General features: G+C 62.2%; 20 protein-coding genes. 4 read left to right on the top strand and 16 right to left on the bottom strand.

The genetic code is table 11. The annotated features are described in order from the left end of the window. Window positions 1-44 precede the first annotated feature (44 nt). Entirely contained in the window at window positions 45-1,241 is a 1,197-nt protein-coding gene (locus tag M1D89_RS21285) for a hypothetical protein (RefSeq protein WP_498646737.1), read from the bottom strand. A gap of 320 nt (window positions 1,242-1,561) precedes the next feature. Here M1D89_RS21285 and M1D89_RS21290 point away from each other — a divergent pair, with 320 nt between their 5' ends. The 4 genes from M1D89_RS21290 to M1D89_RS21305 are packed head-to-tail and all read left to right on the top strand — an operon-like array spanning window position 1,562 to window position 5,092. Then, window positions 1,562-2,383: an HAD-IIA family hydrolase gene (locus tag M1D89_RS21290; protein ID WP_035761154.1), complete on the top strand. Its 822-nt coding sequence runs from the start codon at window positions 1,562-1,564 to the stop codon at window positions 2,381-2,383. Between the two features lie 13 nt (window positions 2,384-2,396). Continuing rightward, the gene (locus M1D89_RS21295) at window positions 2,397-3,110 is read left to right on the top strand and encodes a tyrosine-protein phosphatase (protein WP_498646739.1); all 714 of its coding nucleotides are present in this window, start codon (window positions 2,397-2,399) and stop codon (window positions 3,108-3,110) included. Between the two features lie 11 nt (window positions 3,111-3,121). After that, the gene (locus M1D89_RS21300; RefSeq protein WP_498646741.1) at window positions 3,122-4,360 is read left to right on the top strand and encodes a sensor histidine kinase; all 1,239 of its coding nucleotides are present in this window, start codon (window positions 3,122-3,124) and stop codon (window positions 4,358-4,360) included. 48 nt (window positions 4,361-4,408) lie between these two features. Beyond that, window positions 4,409-5,092, top strand: a complete 684-nt coding sequence (locus M1D89_RS21305) for a response regulator (protein ID WP_498646743.1) — start codon at window positions 4,409-4,411, stop codon at window positions 5,090-5,092. A 13-nt stretch (window positions 5,093-5,105) separates the two neighbouring features. Here the strand turns inward: M1D89_RS21305 and M1D89_RS21310 are convergent, their stop codons facing one another. The 15 genes from M1D89_RS21310 to mmsA all read right to left on the bottom strand — a co-directional run bounded on the left by M1D89_RS21310 (window position 5,106) and on the right by mmsA (window position 19,420). After that, window positions 5,106-6,023, bottom strand: coding sequence for a hypothetical protein (locus tag M1D89_RS21310; RefSeq protein ID WP_498646746.1), 918 nt, complete (start codon window positions 6,021-6,023; stop codon window positions 5,106-5,108). Further along, on the bottom strand, window positions 6,020-7,273 hold the full coding sequence (locus M1D89_RS21315; RefSeq protein ID WP_498646749.1) for a M16 family metallopeptidase: 1,254 nt from the start codon (window positions 7,271-7,273) through the stop codon (window positions 6,020-6,022). The genes M1D89_RS21310 and M1D89_RS21315 overlap by 4 nt, the downstream gene beginning before the upstream one ends. Beyond that, on the bottom strand, window positions 7,270-8,136 hold the full coding sequence (locus M1D89_RS21320; protein WP_498646750.1) for a hypothetical protein: 867 nt from the start codon (window positions 8,134-8,136) through the stop codon (window positions 7,270-7,272). Before M1D89_RS21320 ends, M1D89_RS21315 begins: the two co-directional genes overlap by 4 nt. Continuing rightward, window positions 8,133-8,771 carry a flavoprotein gene (locus M1D89_RS21325; RefSeq protein ID WP_498646752.1) on the bottom strand — a complete coding sequence of 213 codons (639 nt, stop codon included), beginning with the start codon at window positions 8,769-8,771 and terminating at the stop codon, window positions 8,133-8,135. The genes M1D89_RS21320 and M1D89_RS21325 overlap by 4 nt, the downstream gene beginning before the upstream one ends. 109 nt (window positions 8,772-8,880) lie before the next feature. Continuing rightward, complete coding sequence (locus M1D89_RS21330; protein ID WP_498646753.1) at window positions 8,881-9,054, bottom strand: hypothetical protein; 174 nt, start codon at window positions 9,052-9,054, stop codon at window positions 8,881-8,883. A 106-nt stretch (window positions 9,055-9,160) separates the two neighbouring features. Further along, a complete protein-coding gene (locus M1D89_RS21335) occupies window positions 9,161-9,334 on the bottom strand; it encodes a hypothetical protein (protein WP_166660211.1) in 174 nt (57 codons plus the stop codon). Between the two features lie 112 nt (window positions 9,335-9,446). After that, on the bottom strand, window positions 9,447-10,466 hold the full coding sequence (locus M1D89_RS21340) for a T3SS effector HopA1 family protein (protein WP_498646756.1): 1,020 nt from the start codon (window positions 10,464-10,466) through the stop codon (window positions 9,447-9,449). Further along, window positions 10,463-11,572, bottom strand: coding sequence for a class V lanthionine synthetase subunit LxmK (gene lxmK / locus M1D89_RS21345; RefSeq protein ID WP_498646758.1), 1,110 nt, complete (start codon window positions 11,570-11,572; stop codon window positions 10,463-10,465). Before lxmK ends, M1D89_RS21340 begins: the two co-directional genes overlap by 4 nt. A 183-nt stretch (window positions 11,573-11,755) precedes the next feature. After that, the gene (locus M1D89_RS21350; protein ID WP_498646760.1) at window positions 11,756-12,670 is read right to left on the bottom strand and encodes an ABC transporter permease; all 915 of its coding nucleotides are present in this window, start codon (window positions 12,668-12,670) and stop codon (window positions 11,756-11,758) included. Then, entirely contained in the window at window positions 12,667-13,641 is a 975-nt protein-coding gene (locus M1D89_RS21355; protein ID WP_498646761.1) for an ABC transporter ATP-binding protein, read from the bottom strand. Before M1D89_RS21355 ends, M1D89_RS21350 begins: the two co-directional genes overlap by 4 nt. Window positions 13,642-13,750: 109 nt before the next feature. After that, window positions 13,751-14,875 carry a thioesterase domain-containing protein gene (locus M1D89_RS21360; protein WP_498646763.1) on the bottom strand — a complete coding sequence of 375 codons (1,125 nt, stop codon included), beginning with the start codon at window positions 14,873-14,875 and terminating at the stop codon, window positions 13,751-13,753. A 47-nt stretch (window positions 14,876-14,922) separates the two neighbouring features. Further along, a complete protein-coding gene (gene pyrE, locus M1D89_RS21365; protein WP_091465032.1) occupies window positions 14,923-15,495 on the bottom strand; it encodes an orotate phosphoribosyltransferase in 573 nt (190 codons plus the stop codon). 5 nt (window positions 15,496-15,500) lie between these two features. Continuing rightward, window positions 15,501-16,484 (bottom strand): LacI family DNA-binding transcriptional regulator, encoded by a 984-nt coding sequence (locus M1D89_RS21370; protein WP_498646764.1) that lies wholly within the window; start codon window positions 16,482-16,484, stop codon window positions 15,501-15,503. A gap of 117 nt (window positions 16,485-16,601) precedes the next feature. Beyond that, complete coding sequence (mmsB, locus tag M1D89_RS21375; RefSeq protein ID WP_091465030.1) at window positions 16,602-17,885, bottom strand: multiple monosaccharide ABC transporter permease; 1,284 nt, start codon at window positions 17,883-17,885, stop codon at window positions 16,602-16,604. A 5-nt stretch (window positions 17,886-17,890) separates the two neighbouring features. Then, window positions 17,891-19,420: a multiple monosaccharide ABC transporter ATP-binding protein gene (gene mmsA, locus M1D89_RS21380; protein ID WP_498646765.1), complete on the bottom strand. Its 1,530-nt coding sequence runs from the start codon at window positions 19,418-19,420 to the stop codon at window positions 17,891-17,893. Window positions 19,421-19,484: the final 64 nt, after the last annotated feature.

Raw genomic sequence — 19,484 nt, forward strand, 5'->3', positions numbered from 1 at the left:
TTAGCCCTGCCCCGTTGCCTGCCTGAGCGCTGAGCTGAGCGCCGTCAGCCCATCTTCCACTTGTTGATGCGGTACGAGTTACCCAATTGCTCGAAGAGGCCCGGGTGTGCGTCCCAGTAGGTTTTGTGGCCACTGACGCCGAGCATCTGCGGGGTTCCCCACGGTGTCACGGTGAACAGGTTCACGGCCTGAATCTCTTCGCTGCGGGCGTTGATGCAGGTGAAACCGATAACCACAGCCGCACCCCTACGGAACTCACGGATTTCCGGCATGGTGGTCTTGAAGCCCGACGTGCACTTGTGGCCAACCAGGTTCTGCGGCAATTCAGTAGCAGTCATCCCCTTGTAGCGGGTTTCGATGTCCTGGATGGCCTTCTTGATCTCCGCCGGATCCTTGCCGAACTTGCCTTCCTCAGACTCCGCGAAGAAAGCGTAGGCGAGCGCAATTCCGTCACCGTCGGCCTCCACAGTGCCTTGGGCCTTCTTCTGGATCTCTACACCCGTGGTGGGGTCCTTGGTGATGCCGAACGACTCGTCGTGGGTCCACTCGGCCAGGTATTGGAAGGAGGATTCACCCGTGACCCACTTGCTGAACAGCGGATCGCCGTCAGCCGGTACATTGCTGGGTCCGGCCAACTCATCCCACCCTGCGGGCAGGGGGATGGCGTCAGCGGGGATCTCGGAGGATGCCGAGGCCTCGCCGGAAGGTTCAGCAGACGGCTCGGCTGCGGCCTCTGACGCTTCTTCGGAGGACGTCACCGATGGCATCGGAGTGTCAACGGCAGTCGGCTTGGTCATCGATGGAACCAGCCACGTGAACGTCACCACCAGCGCAATAATCACGACGACGGCCACACCACCCAGGATGAGGAACAGCGACTTCTTGTTGTGGTCGCCCGGGTTCTGGCCGGGTCCGCCGGGTCCACCAGGCTGGCCCGGGTATGCGGGCTGACCAGGGTAGCCGCCACCCGGCGGAGGAAAGCCGGGCTGTCCCTGCTGACCTGGGTTGCCGGGCTGTCCCTGCTGCTGCGCATGGGGGTAGTGGTGGACGGTTTCGGCGTACTCGCCATCCGGATGCCCCGGCTGTGATGGGAAAGCCTCAGTCTGGGCTTCCGGCTGATACATGGGCTGAGTCTGCCCGGGCTGGTACTGGCTGTACTGGTCCTTGCCGGTGTCGTATCGCGGCTGCGGCACGCCGTCCGGGTTATGGGGAGGCTGAGGCACTCCGTTGTTGTTGCTCATGACAGGCCCTTTCACATGCGGTGGTCACCGGGATGTCTCTGGGGACACCTGGTGGACGATCCGGAACGAGGGGACCTGCTAATAATGCGGCGGCACATAAGATTCACCATGTCGATCCCCCGACCCACGGTGGTGGCACGCCAGCGCCAACAAGCCCAGCGCCGCAACAAGCGTAATCGAGCAAGACGTGCCCAACGCAAGTCAAAGCGGTCATCTGTATGGGCAGAACTACCCACATAAGCGGGATCGCAGGATGTCCAGCCGCCCGATTGATGAAAGACTGGGTGGCAGTGCATGTACAACCCCAGCCGGAGGCAAATATGGCAGAAGAAACCACGTCCACATCGGTTTACCGGAACGGCCACGAAATCGAATGCTGGCTCACGGACATGGACGGCGTACTGGTTCACGAAAACCAGGCAATCCCCGGTGCGGCTGAGCTCATCCAGCGCTGGGTAGACACGTCCAAGCGCTTCCTGGTCCTGACCAACAACTCCATCTTCACTCCCCGCGACCTCGCAGCCCGCCTGCGCGCGTCCGGCCTGGAAGTCCCGGAAGAGAACATCTGGACGTCCGCGCTGGCCACCGCCCAGTTCCTCAAGGACCAGGTCCAGTCCTCGGATTCGGGCAACCGTGCCTACACCATCGGCGAAGCAGGACTCACAACGGCCCTGCACGAGGCCGGGTTCATCCTCACGGACACCGACCCCGACTTCGTTGTGCTCGGCGAAACCCGCACCTACTCTTTCGAAGCGATCACCATGGCCGTCCGCCACATCCTGGCCGGTGCCCGCTTCATCGCCACCAACCCGGACGCCACTGGCCCTTCGAAGGACGGGCCCATGCCGGCAACCGGTGCCATCGCGGCCATGATCACCAAGGCCACGGGCCGCGAGCCCTACATTGTGGGCAAGCCAAACCCCATGATGTTCCGCTCCGCCATGAACCAGATCGACGCCCATTCCGAGACCACGGCGATGATTGGCGACCGCATGGACACGGACATCGTGGCCGGCATGGAAGCGGGCCTGCACACGGTCCTGGTACTCAGCGGCATCACGCAGCGCGAAGAAATCGTCTCCTTCCCGTTCCGGCCCAACCAGATCCTGAACTCAGTGGCAGACCTCAAGAGCCAGATCTAAAGAGGACAAAACCATGGCTGTGCTCAATCTGCGTCCCTTGGCCGGTGGCCGGATACTCAGGGGAAGCCAGCCGTTCGGTTTGGATGCCGCTGCAACGTCGGGTTTCCTGGCTGAGCACGGCATCCAGGCAATCGTGGACCTGCGGAGCGAGCTTGAACGCTCGTTGGTTCCGTGGCTGGTTCAAGATGACAACGACGGCGACGGCGGGACTGCCGCTGTCGTCCCGCCCGCCGTCGAACTTATCCATAACCCGCTGGACCCGAACGCTATTGCCGGGTCGCTCCAGGCCGTGGAAACGGCAGAGGACCTCGGGAATCTGTATCTGGGCTGGATCCGGCTGCGGCCCGAGTGGGTGGGTGATGCCCTGCGACCAGTCGCCCGCGGCAAACGCACGCTGGTTCACTGTTCGCTGGGCAAGGACCGAACAGGTGTGGTGTCCGCAATCGGACTCCTGGCAGCAGGAGGGACCGAGGACCAGGTGGTGGCGGATTATGGGGCCACCACAGCCAACCTGCCGGACGTCCTGGAAGTCATGGCAGAAACCTGGCGCCTCAGCGTTCCCTCAACACCGGCAGAGTATTTCAGCCCTGACCTCATGATCCTGCAAAGCCCCGAAGCTGCAATGCGGCATTTCCTGGCCGGCTTCGCGCAGGAGTTCGGCGACGTGCGGAGCTTTCTGCTCGAGGCGGGCCTCACCGCCGTCGAGGTTGAATCGCTGGCTCTGTAATACTTGGGTGGATGAGTAGGACGAACTGGCTCGTGGACGTCAAACCCCTGCCCGGAGGGTGGGTTGTTCGCTCGGCGATCGTTCTGGCCACCCTGCTTTTTCTGGGGTTGGGAGTCCGCTGGCAGCAACACGATCTTTCGTCATTTCAGGGATGGTTGGAGCTGGTAGTCCCGTATTTGCCGCTTCTCGCGCTATTGCTCGGAGCCATGCAGGCAGCTGTTGTTTGGTGTCTCTCCCTCACTGTCATCACGATCCTGGGCGGAGACGCTCCCCTCGTGGTGGCGATGATCTTCCCCACGATGGTGGTGGTGGCTTTCTGTTCCTTCCTTCTTCCGTGGAAGCTGGCCATCAATTTCTCGCTGTTCGTGCCTAGCGTCTTGCTGGGACTGTACATATCAACGCCGGAGATGGCCGACCAGCCTGCAGTGCTGCTGGCCCTGGTGGTCTTCCTTGCGGCCGCGGCATGGCGCAGCGTCAACGTCTACCGGCATCGGTACGAGCAAAGCACACACCACATCCGTGATTTGCAGGAGCAACAGGCGCAAGTCCGCAGTGAGGAACGGACCCGCCTGGCCCATGAGCTTCACGACATCGTGGCCCATGACGTGACCATCATTGCCATGCAAGCGCGGCGGGCTGAGTTCGTGAACGACCAGGCGAAGACGTCCCAAATTCTGGAGGGCATTGGAAATGCAGCGCAGCAGACGCTGCAGGATCTGCGCAGCCTGGTGACCCTCCTCAAGGAAGAGGAAAGGGACGAACCGGGAGGCGGTGCACAGATACCGGACCGCGAAGGGCAGGACGCTGATTTCCTGGATGCCCCAGCGATGTCCGGTGAAACTACTACCGCAGTCGGCCTGGTCCACGATCTCGACGGAGTGGTCGAAGCCTTGGATCGCGCGGGCTTCCAGGTGAGCCTCGTCGTCGAAGGCGAAGTAGCCCGGATTCCGGCCAGCCTGCGCCAGGCGCTTCGCCGGACGGTACGGGAAATGGGGACCAACGTGCTCAAACACGCCGACCCGTCCGGGGTAGTGGATCTGCGCTTGTCTGTAAGTGCCGATCGCGTGCAACTGGCATCAGGGAACATGGTCTCCACCGCGGAGCCGATCATGTCTTCCCGGACCGGGCTTGAGGCAATGAGTGCCCGCTGTGAAGTGTTCGGAGGATTCATGGACGTGGGACTCACAGACGGGCGCTGGACCACCGCCGTGTCCATCCCTCTGGACGGGCTGGCCTCTGCGAATTCGTGATCTCATTTATGGGAGTATTGGCTTCGTGACTGACATTGGGGGATCAGTATGACGCGAGTGTTGTTGGTGGATGATGAGCTGTTGGCGCGGGAGATCCTGCGTGATTATCTCTCGTCGGACCCGTCCATAGAGGTTGTAGGTGAGGCATCGGATGGGCGTGTGGCAGTGGTCCAGGCAGCCTCGCTTCGCCCGGATGTGATCTTGATGGATATGCAGATGCCGGTGATGGACGGGGTGGCTGCAACGGCCCAAATCCATGCCGACTTCCCGGAAATCGCCATACTGGGGTTGAGTACCTTTTCCACTGATCGCTACGTGGTAGACCTACTGCGTGCCGGAGCATCGGGATACCTCGTCAAGGACACGCTGCCCAAGGAGATCACTGCCGCCATCCACACCGTGATGGCCGGCGAGTCCGTACTATCCTCCAAAGTGACACGGCATGTTGTGACAGGGCTGGCGGAGTCCGTCCCCGCTGAAGTCATTCCGGACCCGAAGCTCGTGGACGCGCTGACCAAGAAGGAGCTGGAGGTGATCCAGTTGCTCGGACGGGGAATGAGCAATCGCGAGATGGCTGCAGAGCTCTTCGTAACAGAGTCCACCATCAAAGCACGGTTCGTGAACGTCATGGAGAAGCTCGGAGTAAGGGATCGGGTGCAGATCCTTGTGGCTGCTGTCGAAGGAGGGCTCGTGGACCTTAGCCCCAGTTCGCGGACAGGGCAAGACCCGTGACGACCCGGACAAGCTAGCTGCGTCCCAGAATCTCCTTGATGGGGCGGACCAGGCCTTCCACGGCGTGCTCGATGGCAGCCGGGGCCACATGGTCGACGGCGGCATCCGGATTGCGGACGAGCTCGCCACTCCAGCCCATCACCTCGTAATGGGCAAGGGAACGGGCCAGTTCAAGCGGGGACTGCCACGCGCGATTCAGATTTGTGCGGGCAAATTCCCTGGCCTGTTCCACCGCTTCCGCGTGCTCTGCAACACTGAATCCAGCCACTGTTGAAAGCGCCGTTTCCAGAACAGCCGAACCGTCGGGCCGGGACGCGATGACTTGCCACGTCACCGTCGGCGTGGAGTCCTGCAGCCCGCGGCTGGCTTGAAGGATTGCTTGGTACCCGGACTTTTGAATGGCGTCGGGCAGCAGGGTTCCCGGTCCTCCGGCGATCAGGCACATGGCCAGGAAAGCTGCGGCGAATCCAACGTCCGCGGCCGGGTCCTGACCGATGATGAATGTCTGCTCGAATCCCTGTGCCGTGGTCTGCTTCATGGTGCTCCGGATGGCTAGCTGCGGAGTAGGAGGCCCTTCTTTCTCCATTGTCCGCAGGCTGCCTTCAAGTTCTTCCAGGACGCCGGCAGAACCCACAACAGCAAGGACGGGATCACCAAATTCCCTTACCCCCAAGTGCTCGGCGTTGATGACATTCTCGATCCAGCTCCGTGCAGCAACCTCCGGCAGGGTCGCCGTCATGATCACGGCGCCGTCACCGGGCGTCCATGTCAAGGCAACCGGCTGGTTGGCTGGTCCGCCATGTTCCCCGGCCCGGGAGATGGCATCACGGAGGCGCGGGACGCCGTCGGAAGCAGTCCGCCAGCCCATCGACACGGTGGTGAAGCGGGAACGCCGGTCAACCTGGCCAAAGTATCGGCGAGTGGTGATCATTGGAGAATCTCCTCGGAGGGCTGGACGGTCAGTGTCACGGAGTCCTGATCGGTGAGACGCCGTGCCGCAGTGGTGACTAAGTGCCTGAGCCGCCCGGCGTCGTCGGATATTTCGGCGAGGGCCTCCGTCAGCTCAGCGGCGAACGTCGGTGTCCCCCTCAGAAGCACGTCACGTGTGACAGTCCGGGCTAGCCGCTGGTCATCGTGAGTGAACCTTTCCATCCGGAGCAGTGCACGACGGGCCGCAAGCATGATTGCTGCATCATCAGCGATAGCCAACGCCCGGAATCTCTCGGGAGGATCAATGGCCTGCCCGGTGTCGTCCACCAAGACAAACAGGTCGTCCCGGGTCAGGTCCCCTGGCCCGAACAAGCCACCGCTGGCGTCGAGGCCATCCTGCTGGGATAGCAGCTCAGCTGCCACAAGGTCGCCGAGAAGATCGGGGCATGCGGAGCGCCCACACGCTGCCGCAGTGGCGGAAAGTACACGTGTGGATTTGGCTGCACTGGAGAAGATCGTGGACGTCGAACCACCCCTGCGGACGGAGTCCTGCAGCACGGGCACGAAGGGCCCTTCCTCTGAAATTCCAAAGAACGGCGCGGCCAGCAACTGGAGCGTCTTCAAAGGATCTTCCGATGTCACGGCCGTCAACACAGCCGCCGAAGGACGGTAAAGGCGGCGATGCAACGCTGTTAGCTTTTCACGTGTAACCCTGTTTGCGAGGTCACTATCGCCAGTACCGTCGTGACTGTTGGGGTGGTCCGCCCAATAGCGTGCAGTCAGGTGCGGCCAGGGCAAGACTCCCCCCGGAGCTTGAGCCAGACGCTGCGCCCGCTCTATCGCAACGGCATCTATTTGCTCAATTATCTGTTGTTGCGTCAACGCGGGATGGAACACCTGCTTAACCAGGCGATGGGAGATCTGTTCGAGGTGTCCCATGGGACCGGCCTCGTAGAACTCGGAATAGTCCATGTGCGTGTTACCGCCGAGGACTCCCCCGGCTTTGTGAACGGAAACCTGCCGTTCGGACGCGGTGATGTTTGCGCTGTCCTGGTAGACCATGTGTTCCAGGAGGTGAAGCATGCCTTCTTCTCCCGGCATTTCATGGCGCATTCCGGCAGGCACTCCGAGACTCATGGAAAGGATGCGGGCGGAAGGATCGTGGATGGCCATAAGCCTTGTACCGGCGTCCAATCGCATGCCGTACACAGCTCGGCCGTTCAGAGTGCCGTGAGCGGAAGGGGTAATCATCGCACCTCCTTGGTGGTTTCCAAGTACGAGCCAGCGAGGCGAAGCAGCGCTTTCGCCTGGGCTTCGCCTGCACCGGCGTAGTGGTGCCAGTCGTAGGCATGCTGGGCGATCCTGAACGCCAGTGCCGGGCCAATTTCCCTCGGTCCGGGAGCTGTTCCGCATGTCTCCAGGAAACCGTTGCGTATTTCGTCGAGGGCTGGCCGGAGCGCAGGGTGGAAGGCATGCAGTTCCGCCATCTCTCCGAGCACCCAGGCGATGTCATAGCTGGGGTGGGCAAGCCCTAGGTCCTCACCGGTAAGCAGCGAGCCGGCGGCGCCATCGGGAGTCACCACCCAGTGAGCCATTCCGGGATACCCGTGAACCACCACTTGGTCAGGACCGGAGAGTATGCACTGGATCCATCGACGGATCTCCAGCAGGCCACTTTCGCCCAGGACTTCGCGCGCCGGCTCCCATGTCCCTCCCAGCCAGGCCTCCGAACGCTGGACGGTGCGTGGAGTGCTTTCAGGAGAGTCGCCGATGAGGGACGCACTTTCATGGAGGCTGCTCAGGGCAGTTCCCCATACCCGCCCTGCCGCCCTGAGGTTTTCGGGCTCTCCTGCCGTGATGAGGTCGAAGACTGTGGACCCTGCCGGCGTCGAGTAAGAACGGTGGCGGTCACCACCGACACCTATTACCAAGAGGTCATTATCGGGGGCAGAGCCAATGCTGATCGGCAGGGAAGAGAAGGGACTCGGGGCTCCAACTCCAAGGCTGTGCACCCATTCATAGGCACCTCCGACCTCGTAGACACCCGTGGACAACAAGTCCGTCCGGGTGGAGCGGATGGCGGACTTCTGCCGGGAATCCATTGCGGCGTTCACGCGGTAGCCGCTTCTTTGGTCATCCCCGCACGAAACAGCCGCTGCTCTTCCAAGCGTCGCATCACGGCGGGGAACGACGGCGGCACCCAAGCCATGGCGACGTCGCTGGACTCGCTGGGGCCCGGGACGGGTTCAATGACGAGGAAATTCTCCGGCGTGCGCAGTTTCCTGAGGGTCTCGGCAACGATTGGGTTTGCCATGGCTCGGGGCGGCAGAGCCGGAGCAATGCAGACCTGGGCCTCCGTGGTCATTGCTGCCAGCAACGAGGGCGAATCAGCGATGCCATGAGCCAGGCGCGATGAGTAGTCCAGAGTTGCAGGATAGACCAGGATGAGGTCCGCCCACTCTGCCAAATCAATGTGCGCAGCAATGAGTTCTTCCCCCCAGCTGTCGGCTTGTACACGTGCTTTAAGCCGGGACTCAATGCTGTGGCGGGTGATGAAGCGCTGGGCGGAATCCCGCATGATCACCTTGAACTCTGTTTCCGGTGCTGCGGAAACCGCCCATTCAATCCAGAAGGGCATTACTTGAGTGACTGCCGAGCCTGTGAGAATCAGGGCAACCTTGGAGTATCCGAAGGCTTCGAGGGTGAGGTCCGCCCAGATCGGACGGGGACTGCTGTCAGTGGTGGTCATGGCAGGTCTCAGCATTCAGGAGGGTGGGGCGGACGGAAATGGGTCAGGAGGCGCCAGCGTGATGATGTTTCCACCACCTCGCTGGCGCCTTCCCCGTGGTCAGGCCTGCCTAGCAGCCCATGGTCAGGGTTGCGCCGATGATCACCCCTGCACAGAACGGCGTGGTGGCCGGCGCGTCGGTGGCTGCGTCGCCGCCGAGCTCGTCAGCAGCCGTAAAGGTGCTGTGCGCCCGGGCCAAGTCGGTGAGGTCGGCCTGCGGGATGTCAGTGATGGTGTTCGTCATGATGGTGTCTCCTTTTGATGGCACCACGTGGTGGGTGCGTCCGGGGTGCTAATGAATGTTGCTTGTGGTTGTAATGCCGTTTGGTTGGGATGCCGCCCGGGGCGGGTTAGCAGCCGGCACCGAGTGTGGCGCCAACGATGATGCCGATGCACAGCGGCGAGGTTGCGGGAGCTTCGGTGGCAGCGTCGCCGCCGAGCTCGTCAGCAGCCGCGAAGGTGCTGTGGGCGCGTGCAAGATCGGTCAGGTCGGCCTGGTGGAAGTTAACGATTGCGTTGGACATGGTGTCTCCTGTTTGGTTTGCTTCCCATCTGAGTGGGAAGGGTTTTCATTTCTGGGTTCCTCATGGGAGGTCTTTGGGTGCCCGGGCGGCGGTAGTCCACTGCCCGGAGTCGTCACTGGCCGGTGTTGTATCCAGGCCGGTGAGGGTTGATGCGGGCCGTTTGCGCTTCTTCAAACCAAGCGGGTTCGAGGTCGGTTTTGTCCACAGACGCACGGAGGAGTGCGTCCGCCAGTACCCTTGAGCGGTGCTGCCCGAAGCTGAGTCCCCGGTACGCCGGACGAGGATCCCTCGGTTCCATGGCAAGTGCCAGGCGGTCTCCGACGCCATGGGTGAACACGGACAGGGGTGTTTCCCGCCCAGACAAGGACCTAAGGACAGGACGAACGAGGGAAGCCGCGGCGTCTGAATCGATGGCTGACACGTAAATGACCATCGCGTCACTGCGTGGGAAGGCCAGTGATGACGAGAGGGTCTTTGCCTGATGGCTAAGCCCGCTGGCCGCAAGGGTGCCAAGAACTTTCGGCCACACTTCGAGCGCTTCAGATGCAGTCGCACAGGATATGTACAGCCTTGAAGCGGCCGCAGGGTTCACTGGCCCGTGGGCCCCGAGCGCAAGAAGGAATCCGGGGGTGGCGCGGCTTCGCCAACTGGGAACACGTACCCCTACGACTTCGTCCAGAGGGTTGTGTACCAGGGCCTCCTCGGGAAAGAGGACCTTCACTCCGGAGAGCTCCACCACCTGGTGCGGAACTCCTTGGACGGACGTCTCTACCTGTGTCCTCGCCGATGCCGGCTGGACCGACGCCGGCTGGACCGACGCCGGACGGGCCGACGCCGGACGGGCCGACGCCGACTGGATAACCGTGCGGTGCGGGATGGCCTCAATAAGTGCCCCAGCAAGGTCCTGGTGGCCGGTTCCTGGCACGGTCTCGATGCCTGGGTGCCCGACATGGAGGTGTGTGTAGATCGCTCCGGCCAACTGCGAGCGCAACTCGGTGTGGCTGGTGGCACGAAGTGTGGTGGAGTCTATTCTGGCGGTGAGCCGATGGGCGTCAACGGAAACCCTGTGTTCAAGGGACCGCAACAGCTGTCCGAATAAAGCCGGTGTTGGAGCGTTGAGTGTGACGGTCATCGGGGTGTCCTTTCGAAACCGAGTGCGCTGGCGTAGTTGCCGGGCGAAAGCAGTGCCTCCCGCCCAACACCCGCAGCTGCCCGTTCGATGCCGGGTAGCCGGGACACCATGGGCGCCCTGGTGATGGTTCGGTCCACCAGATGCCATCCCAAGTGGGCAGTAGCGCGAACCGGCAGATCCGGATCTTCGTAGTCCGCATGATCCGCGTAGGAGGTCCACATCCGGCGGATCGACGGAACAATGGCTGCCATCCGCTCGGCGATGCGTGCCGACGCGCTTTCGTCGTCAAACCGGGCTGGGGGTGCGGAGGCTCCTCCGCGGGTAGTCACCGTGTCCAGGACCGCCCTGTAGATCCACTCACCTGCAAGCATTCCAAGGTCCCGGGCAGGATCGCCGAGTCCAAACTCCTCCCAATCAAGAACACACAGGCTCCCGTTGTGGAGATGGAACTGATCAAGGCGCAAGTCGCCGTGGATGGGGCGTTCTTGGTGCTTCCGTTCCGTTGCCCTCAGCCGGTCCGCAGCGGCAACCAGCTCCCGGTCATTCTGCAGTTCTGCCCAGAGGGCCATCTCCGCCACTGTGAACTCAAGGTAGCGAATGTGCGGAACGCCAACCGCGAGCATTTCCACGGGTGGGCTTGGAGGTGCCGAGCGCTCCAACCCAAAGGTAGGGCCGGAGTGGAGCCGGGCGAGCAATGCGCCCGCTTCCTCCGGAAAGGTGTCCGGCATGGACTCCTCCACCAGCAACTGCGCCAGGCTGGTTCCGGGGCAGTGTTCAAAAACCAGGAGGCCATTCTTAGCGTCGCTGCCGATGAGCTGAGGTGTTGCCGGCGCACATTCCGGGGACTGCTCGGCAAATGCGGCGAAGGCAACCGACCGGCCGAAAGACATCGGGCCGGAAGCCTGCGCTGAGATCTGCTTGACGAAGACCTTTTCCCCGCTCCGCAGCCTCATGTTCCACGTGCCGTTGCGGCCTGCGAAAGCGGCCGGGGCGATGTCTGCCACTGCTTCTCGGCCGTGGCCTGCAAGGACAGTGGTCGCCAAGCCGGCTGCGTGGCGTGCGGCCGGAGTGGTGGACTGCGGGTGCGGAGCTGTGGCGGTCATCATGAGGGTCTCCATCAGAGCAGCAGGGTGGTTACCGCATAGGCGGCCAGGATGCCGACCAGCAGAAGGGCGATGTTGCGGATGAGCTTCTTGGTGGCCAGTGACTGGTTGCGCTTGTTGTCAGACATGGTTTTTCCTATCTGGAGCCCGATGAGCCGGGCCCGTGGACTAAGTGTCGAGTTGGGGCTAGGCCATCTCGTCGGAGGTGAGGGACTGTTGCAGGGAAACCCGTGAGCCGGTGCGCAATGCGTTGTTCCGGTAAATTACGGTGGCCAACCAGAACAGCGCGGGAATCGCTGCCAGCGATATGCCGGCGGCCAGCACCATCTCCCACGTGGATACGTCTTCCAACGCGAAGCGCATCGGCATGAGGTAGGAGGAGAACAGCGGCACGAAGGACAGTCCTTCCAGCCACGGGTTCCCCATGTTCATGGGCAGGACGTAGAGGGAGACCACCAAGAGCACCATTTGCAGGACGGACAGCGGCATGACGGCAGTCGCCAGGTCCTCTTGCCGGGAAACCGTCGAAGCGAGAGTTGTGTTCAACGCTGCGAATATCACGTAGCCCAAGAGGAACCAGAGAAGGAACCACAGCAGGCTCGGTCCCACAGCGACGTTGATGAGGGACCAGCCTCCCACAACGCTGAACCCCACCACGGCGGTGCCACCGATCGCCAGCAGTTGGACGAGGGTGACCAGCCCAATGCCGATCATCTTTCCGGCCAACAACGGGACGATGCCGATCTTGGTAAGCAGGATCTCCACGATCCTTGACGACTTCTCCTCCACAACCCCGGAGGTCAGGCTCGACGCCGAGTAGACCAGGGATGCAAGCAATGCGCTGATCATGGCGGTGGCGAAGATGGCGCGAGGGTCAAAGCTCATTGCTCCAGCCCCGCCCAGTGAGTCCACCAGGAACCATCCGCCAATCCCGGCAGCGGCGCCGGCGAAAAGGGCAAGAAGTCCTGTTGCAGTGAGTATTGTCCGGTTCCCCAACCTGGTAAGGACCTCGCGCCGTATGATCAGGCGCGTCTCGCGTAGTCCGCTGCCGGAAGAAGGAGCGGTGCTGCGGTTCGTGCGATCAAATGTTGTTGCGCTCATTGCGATACTCCAACTTTGTCGAGGGAGCGCTCCGCCCCCGGGTTGATACCTGGACCGGACGAAATGAACTTGCCGGCAAGCAGGTCAGCCAATGACCTCTGTGCGGACGCAATGCTCTTCAGCCCGCCGTGCCGTTGCGCTGCTGCAAGGATTTCGCCGGGCACATCCCGCCCTGAGCCGTTCACCGAGACAAGGACCGTGGTGCGGTCGGCGGCGGAAAACTCCACGTTGACGCCCCGGGCCATCGAGACTTCAGCGGCGAACGAATCTGCCGTTCGGGAGAAGCCAAGCCGCCAGCGGCTTTTACCGTCGTCTTGCAGCTCTACGACACTGCCGCTCGCCGTCACACGACCACGATCGAGAATGCATACTTTGTCGCACAGGCGCTCTACGAGCTCAAGTTGGTGTGAGGAAAAGAGAACCCCGACGCCCCGGTCCGCTTGCTCCCGAATGAGCCGGGACATGGTTTCGACGGCGATGGGATCCAACCCCGAGAATGGCTCGTCCAGCACCAGCAGTGCCGGGTCCCCCACCAAGGCGACGGCCAGCTGGACGCGCTGCTGATTTCCCAAGGAGAGGTCCTGGACCAAAGCCTGCTCACGGCCTTGGAGGCCGAGGGAGGCGATGAGTTCGTCCGCGACCTTACCTGCGGCGGCGGCGTGGTGCCCTTCCAGCAAGGCGAAGTGAATGATCTGGTCCCTCACCGGCATCTGGGGGTAGAGGCCTCGTTCCTCGGGCATGTACCCGATGCGCCTCCGGTCCTTGGCCGTGATGGGCAAGGCTTCCCACGTGACTTCGCCGTGGTCCGGGGTCAGCAGACCAAGGATCACGCGCATGGTGGTGGTCTTACCTGCACCGTTGCCGCCGATGAATCCCACGATCTCCCCGCGATGGACTGTGAGGTCCACATCGTGGAGGACCCTGCGGTCACCGAAGCTGCGGCTGATGCCCGTGAGCTGTAGGCCATTCATACTTCGCTCCTCGAAATTCGTTCTTATTTCCTGTCAAGAACGACGCTACGGAGGATCGGAGATAACCACCCTGTACTCGAGTACAGAGCTCACTTGTACGAAAGTTCATCTAGGCCGGGCGGATCACCCTGCCGTTCGGCTCCTGGTACGACGGCTCTTCGGGCTGGGGCGGGAGCGGCTGGAGCTCATCCTGGACACGTTCCAGCAGCGGGCGGTAGATGCTGCCGTTCCATTGCGGGCTGGCGTGGGCGGGCCGCGCGCCTTCCGTGCTGAGCGTGGGCATCGCCATGTTGGCCCCGAAGACTTTGCTCCACCCCGCACGCGCCGACTCATAATCCACGGTGGCGTCCTTGGCGTTGCCTATGAAAGCCATCTTGGCGCCACCGATTTTCCCCGCCAGGCGGAGGCCGTCAAAGTGGTAGATATACGCCGACTCCGTCTGTATCAGCACACTGGAAGGGGCAATTGGCGAGAGCTGCTCCAAGGTTTGGTCCAGAATCTGCCGCCAGGTGCGCTCATCCTTATGCGCCACCCGCTCCCCCAGCTCGTAGCCGCCGCGCAGGACCGAGGGGATGCGGAAGCCGTTCTCGTAGAGGAACACCACGCCGTCGAACCAGCTCTGGTCCAGGACGTCGGCGCGGCTGAACGGACTCGAATCCAAGACGATCAATTGCGTCTCGACGCCGTGCAACTCCAGCAGGCGTGCGGCGACCTGGGTGGCGAGCATTCCGCCGAAGCTGTGGCCGTAAAAGTACAGCTTCTCCAGTTCCAGTTCACGGACGTGCAGGATGATTTCGCGGACTATTTCGTCCACGTCCAGGCCCAGGTTTGAATACCCGACGGCGGCAAGGCGGCCCCGCTGGTGCAGGGCAGGACGCAGCGAGTTGAGGATCCACTGGGCTTCTTCCCAACTGGTTTTATAGCCGGGAAAGAGGATCCAGCTGGCCTTGGGGAAGTACAGGTCCGAGTACGGATCCGGGACACGGAGGATCTTGGTGGCCCGCCGCTCGGCCTGTACGCGCCGGGTGAAAAGCATGTCCGCGGCGAGCGCTCCTGAGGCTCCAGCGGTGATGAGGAAATTACGGCGGGACGTCTTCTTCAGCCGGGCAGCGTAGGGCAGGATCCGGGCCCATGAGCCCGGATCCTCGGCCTGCTCCGGTACCGGAGTCACCGGCGTGGGGAGGTTTTCGTTCACCTCCGGCGGCGCCGTGAGCTTCCCTACTTGAACGTCCACGCAGCAAGCATAGGCTTCGCAGGCGCTGCCTTACAGCCCCGTAGTTCCTAGTTGAGGCCCAGTTCATCCTTGCCGAAGGCGAAGAGGTACGGCACGCCGGTTTCGGCTTCAATCTTCTCTTTGGCGCCGGTGTTGCGGTCCACGATCACGGCCACTGCCACAACGTTGCCGCCCGCCTTACGGACACCTTCGACGGCGGTCAGTGCGGACCCGCCCGTGGTGGACGTGTCCTCGAGGACCACAACGTTGCGGCCCTCAACAGAGGGACCTTCCACCTGGCGGCCCATGCCGTAGGACTTCTGGGCCTTGCGGACAACGAAGGCGTCCACGGCTCGGCCGGCGTCGGCAGCAGCGTGCATTACAGCGGTACCTACGGGGTCGGCACCCATAGTGAGTCCGCCGGCGCACTCAACTGACACGCCGGCGTCGTCGATCATTGCCAACATGACCTGACCCACCAGCTTGGAGGCCTCGTGGTGCAAGGTGATGCGGCGGAGATCGATGTAGTAGTCCGCTTCCTTACCGCTGGAGAGGATCACCTTGCCGCGGACCACCGCGAGTTCTTTGATGAGTTCAAGGAGGCGGGCGCGGGCAGCAGCAGTATCAGGCGTGGAAGTCATGGCTCCTAGTTTAGTGGGGCCGCCGTGGTGGCACGGATCACCAGGCGGGGATTGACGATCTGATCGCCGATTCCGCCGTCGCCATCCAATTGCTGCAGCACCGCTTCCATGCAACGGCGGCCGAGTTCCTCGAAGTCCTGCTTGATGGTGGTCAGGGGTGGCATGAAGAATTCGGCTTCGGGTTGGTCGTCATAGCCCACCACGCTGATGTCACCCGGCACGCGGAGCCCGGCTTCCTGGACGGCGCGGAGTACGCCCACTGCCATTTGGTCATTCGCGACGAACACGGCCGTCACGGCGCGTTCTTGGATGAGGTCCAGGCCGGCGCGGTATCCCGATGCTGCATCCCAGCCACCTTGGAGCAGGATGTCCGCGCCCAAACCAGCATTTGCCAGCGATTCCTGCCATCCCTTGATGCGCTCCGCGGCGTCGATCCAGTGCGGCGGGCCGGAGATGTGGGCGATACGCCGATGCCCCAAACCGATCAGGTGGTCAACAGCGAGGCGCGCTCCGAGCCGCTGGTTCAGTGATGCGCCCGTCAGCTGGTTGCCCGTGCCCGCCCCGACAGCCACGATGGGCACAGGAAAGGAAACATCGCGCAGGACCGCGAGGACATCGGGGTGCGGAACCAGGATGACGATCCCGTCCACGGACTGGTTCCGGAAGTGCGCGATGGCATCGTTGACGCTGTGGTCGGTCACTTCCCGGAGATTCGCGATGCTAACGAAGTAGCCTGCTTCACGCCCCGCTTGTTCGACTCCCAGGAGGGTGTTCGCGGGTCCGAACTGACCTGTCTCGCAGGCAAGCACGCCGATGGTCCGGGACCGCCGGGTGACCAGGCTGCGGGCGGCGGTGTTGCGGCGGTACCCAAGCTGCGCAATGGCTGATTCCACGCGCTCCTTGGTCTTGCCGCTGACGTTCGGATGCTTGTTCAGTACGCGGGAAACGGTCTGGTGCGAGACTCCTGCCATTTTTGCCACGTCACCCATGACGGGAGGCCTCGCCTTTTCGTCAGGCCTCGCCTTTTCGTCAGGCCTCGCAGCTGTGCCCGTCGCGGCCCCGGGCGTTGCCCGGGGCCGCGACACTCCCCCTCTGGACATCAGCGACTATTTCGCGTCGACGACGACGGGCTCAGACTTGGCGGGGGTGGTCGTTTCGGTTGCCGGAGGCGTGGTCTTCCACTTGAAGCGACGGCCCATGGAGGAACCTCCACCGGAACCGGTGCGGTTCTTGTTGAAGATGTCGAAGCCGACGGCGAGCAGCAGCACCAAGCCCTTGATGAGCTGCTGGTAATCCGTTCCCAGGCCAAGGATGGACATGCCGTTGTTGAGGACGCCCATGATCAGGCCACCGATCATGGCCCCGGCTACTGTTCCGATGCCGCCCTGGACTGCAGCGCCACCGATGAAGGCGGCAGCTATGGAGTCTAGTTCGAAGCCGGTACCGCCTGCGGGTTGTGCCGAGTTCAGGCGAGCCGTGAAGACCAGTCCGGCCAGGGCAGCGAGGACACCCATGTTGACGAAGAGTCGGAAGGTGACCTTTTTGGTCTTGATGCCCGAAAGCTCGGCTGCGTGGAGGTTGCCACCGATCGCGTACGTGTGCCGGCCGAAGATGCTGTTGTTCATCAGGGCCGAGTAGACGATCACCAGGACAGCCAGGACGATCAGGACAATCGGGGTGCCACGGTAGCTGGCCAGGAGGAAGGTGATGATGAGCATCAGCACTGCGATGAACCCGTTTTTGACGGCAAACCATGCCATCGGTTCATTCTCCAGGTTGAACTTGCGGCGCACCCGGCGTTCCTTGATGGCCTGGAAAAGAATGGCAGCCGTACCGCCGACACCGAGGATGACCGTCAACCATTCCAGGACGGACGTGCCGCCGGAAATGTCTGGAAGGAAGCCGCCACCAAGGGCGCGCAACTCGTTCGGGAACGGGGTGATCTGCTGGTTCTTAAGGGTAATGAGAGTCAGGCCACGGAAGATCAACATTCCCGCAAGGGTGACGATGAAGGCGGGGATGCCCACGTAGGCAATCCAGTAGCCTTGCCATGCCCCCACCAGCGCGCCCACCAGGAGGCAGGCCGGGATGGCGAGCCACCATGCCCAGCCCCAATGGACGATCATTACACCTGCCACAGCGCCGATGAAGCCGGCAATGGAGCCAACGGAGAGGTCGATGTGCCCGGCGATGATGACCATCACCATACCTATGGCGAGGATCAGGATGTAGCTGTTCTGGACCACCAGGTTGGTGACGTTCTGCGGCTGAAGCAGGATGCCGTCGGTCAGGACCTGGAAGAGGATGACGATCAGGATCAGGGCGACGAAGATGCCAACCTGGCGAAGGCGGCTTGTGAGGAAGCCAAGGGATTCTCGTAGGGCGGACATGTTCGCTATTCCTTCTCTTGAGTCATGAAATGCATGAGGGTTTCCTGGGTGGCTTCGGCGATGGGGACTTCGCCGGTGATGTGGCCCGCGGACAGGGTGTAGATCCTGTCGCAGATGCCCAGGAGCTCCGGAAGCTCAGAGGAGATCACAATGACGGCTTTCCCCGCCGCTGCGAGCTCCGCAATGATCGTGTAGATCTCAAACTTGGCGCCGACGTCGATCCCTCGGGTTGGTTCGTCCAGGATCAGGACGTCGGGGTCCGAAAACATCCATTTGCTCAGCACCACCTTTTGCTGGTTTCCACCTGAGAGCTTGCCGGTGATGGCAGCAACAGAAGGAGCCTTGATGTTCATGCTCTTCCGGTAGTGGTTGGCAACGGTGGTCTCCTTGTTGCCGTCCACCCAGCCTCGTTTGGCCAGCTTGTTCAGTGCTGCCATGGAGATGTTCCGTTTGATGTCTTCAATCAAGTTCAGGCCGTAGTGCTTGCGGTCCTCGGTGGCGTACGCAATCCCGTGGTCGATTGCGTCCGAGACCGTGGAGGTGTCGATTTCCTGGCCGTACTTGTAGACCTTGCCCGATACCGCCCGCCCGTAGGTCCGGCCGAACACGCTCATGGCCAGCTCGGTCCGGCCAGCACCCATAAGCCCGGCAAGGCCTACCACTTCGCCCTTGCGCACGTTCAAACTGGCGTTATTCACCACGGTCCGGGAATGATCCTGCGGGTGCTGGACTGTCCAGTCTTCAATACGGAGGACTTCCTCGCCGATGTTGGGGGTCCGGTCCGGATAGAGGCTTTCCAGGTCGCGTCCAACCATGCCCCGGATGATGCGTTCCTGGGTGATCTGGCCTTGGTCCAGGCGCAGGGTCTCAATGGATTTCCCATCACGGATGATGGTGACGGCGTCGGCCACTTTGCGGATCTCGTTGAGTTTGTGGCTGATGATGATGCTGGTGACGCCCTGGCCCTTGAGGTGCAGGATGAGGTCCAGCAAGTGGTCCGAGTCTTCATCGTTCAGCGCCGCAGTGGGCTCATCCAGGATGAGGAGTTTCACCTCTTTGGACAGCGCCTTGGCGATCTCCACCAGTTGCTGCTTGCCAACACTGATGTGTTGGATGGGGGTGATCGGGTTTTCGCTGAGGCCTACGCGTGCCAGCAGCTTGGCGGCTTCCAGGTTGGTCTTCCGCCAGTCCACCCAGCCGTTATTGGCAAGCTCGTTGCCGAGGTAGATGTTCTCGGCGATTGACAGGTACGGGCTCAGGGCCAGTTCCTGGTGGATGATCACGATGCCGCGCTTCTCGCTGTCCGTGATGCTCGAAAACTCGCAGGGTTCGTTCTCGAAGAGGATGTCGCCGTCGAAAGTGTTGTGTGCGTAGACGCCGGACAACACCTTCATGAGGGTGGACTTCCCTGCTCCGTTCTCGCCACAGATGGCGTGAACCTCACCGCGGTTAACGTCCAGGGTGACGTCCTGCAGGGCTTTTACCCCGGGGAAGGTCTTGGTGATTCCTCGCATTTGAAGAATGGGTACGTTCATCGTCAATTCCCGCTGACTGGTTGAAACTGGGCCAGGCCGAGGACTCGGAGGCTCTGAAGGAGGC

It is taken from the genome of Arthrobacter sp. D3-18 (genome assembly GCF_054408525.1).

Excerpts from the sequence above, each read along its gene's own strand:
- M1D89_RS21355 (WP_498646761.1), bottom strand. The coding sequence starts at position 13,641 with ATGAATGGCCTACAGCTCACGGGCATCAGCCGCAGCTTCGGTGACCGC.
- M1D89_RS21335 (WP_166660211.1), bottom strand. The coding sequence starts at position 9,334 with ATGTCCAACGCAATCGTTAACTTCCACCAGGCCGACCTGACCGATCTT.
- M1D89_RS21315 (WP_498646749.1), bottom strand. The coding sequence starts at position 7,273 with ATGATTACCCCTTCCGCTCACGGCACTCTGAACGGCCGAGCTGTGTAC.
- M1D89_RS21330 (WP_498646753.1), bottom strand. The coding sequence starts at position 9,054 with ATGACGAACACCATCACTGACATCCCGCAGGCCGACCTCACCGACTTG.
- lxmK (WP_498646758.1), bottom strand. The coding sequence starts at position 11,572 with ATGATGACCGCCACAGCTCCGCACCCGCAGTCCACCACTCCGGCCGCA.
- M1D89_RS21295 (WP_498646739.1), top strand. The coding sequence starts at position 2,397 with ATGGCTGTGCTCAATCTGCGTCCCTTGGCCGGTGGCCGGATACTCAGG.
- pyrE (WP_091465032.1), bottom strand. The coding sequence starts at position 15,495 with ATGACTTCCACGCCTGATACTGCTGCTGCCCGCGCCCGCCTCCTTGAA.
- M1D89_RS21305 (WP_498646743.1), top strand. The coding sequence starts at position 4,409 with ATGACGCGAGTGTTGTTGGTGGATGATGAGCTGTTGGCGCGGGAGATC.
- mmsB (WP_091465030.1), bottom strand. The coding sequence starts at position 17,885 with ATGTCCGCCCTACGAGAATCCCTTGGCTTCCTCACAAGCCGCCTTCGC.
- M1D89_RS21290 (WP_035761154.1), top strand. The coding sequence starts at position 1,562 with ATGGCAGAAGAAACCACGTCCACATCGGTTTACCGGAACGGCCACGAA.
- M1D89_RS21350 (WP_498646760.1), bottom strand. The coding sequence starts at position 12,670 with ATGAGCGCAACAACATTTGATCGCACGAACCGCAGCACCGCTCCTTCT.
- M1D89_RS21325 (WP_498646752.1), bottom strand. The coding sequence starts at position 8,771 with ATGACCACCACTGACAGCAGTCCCCGTCCGATCTGGGCGGACCTCACC.
- M1D89_RS21340 (WP_498646756.1), bottom strand. The coding sequence starts at position 10,466 with ATGACCGTCACACTCAACGCTCCAACACCGGCTTTATTCGGACAGCTG.
- M1D89_RS21310 (WP_498646746.1), bottom strand. The coding sequence starts at position 6,023 with ATGATCACCACTCGCCGATACTTTGGCCAGGTTGACCGGCGTTCCCGC.
- mmsA (WP_498646765.1), bottom strand. The coding sequence starts at position 19,420 with ATGAACGTACCCATTCTTCAAATGCGAGGAATCACCAAGACCTTCCCC.
- M1D89_RS21370 (WP_498646764.1), bottom strand. The coding sequence starts at position 16,484 with ATGGGTGACGTGGCAAAAATGGCAGGAGTCTCGCACCAGACCGTTTCC.
- M1D89_RS21300 (WP_498646741.1), top strand. The coding sequence starts at position 3,122 with ATGAGTAGGACGAACTGGCTCGTGGACGTCAAACCCCTGCCCGGAGGG.
- M1D89_RS21285 (WP_498646737.1), bottom strand. The coding sequence starts at position 1,241 with ATGAGCAACAACAACGGAGTGCCTCAGCCTCCCCATAACCCGGACGGC.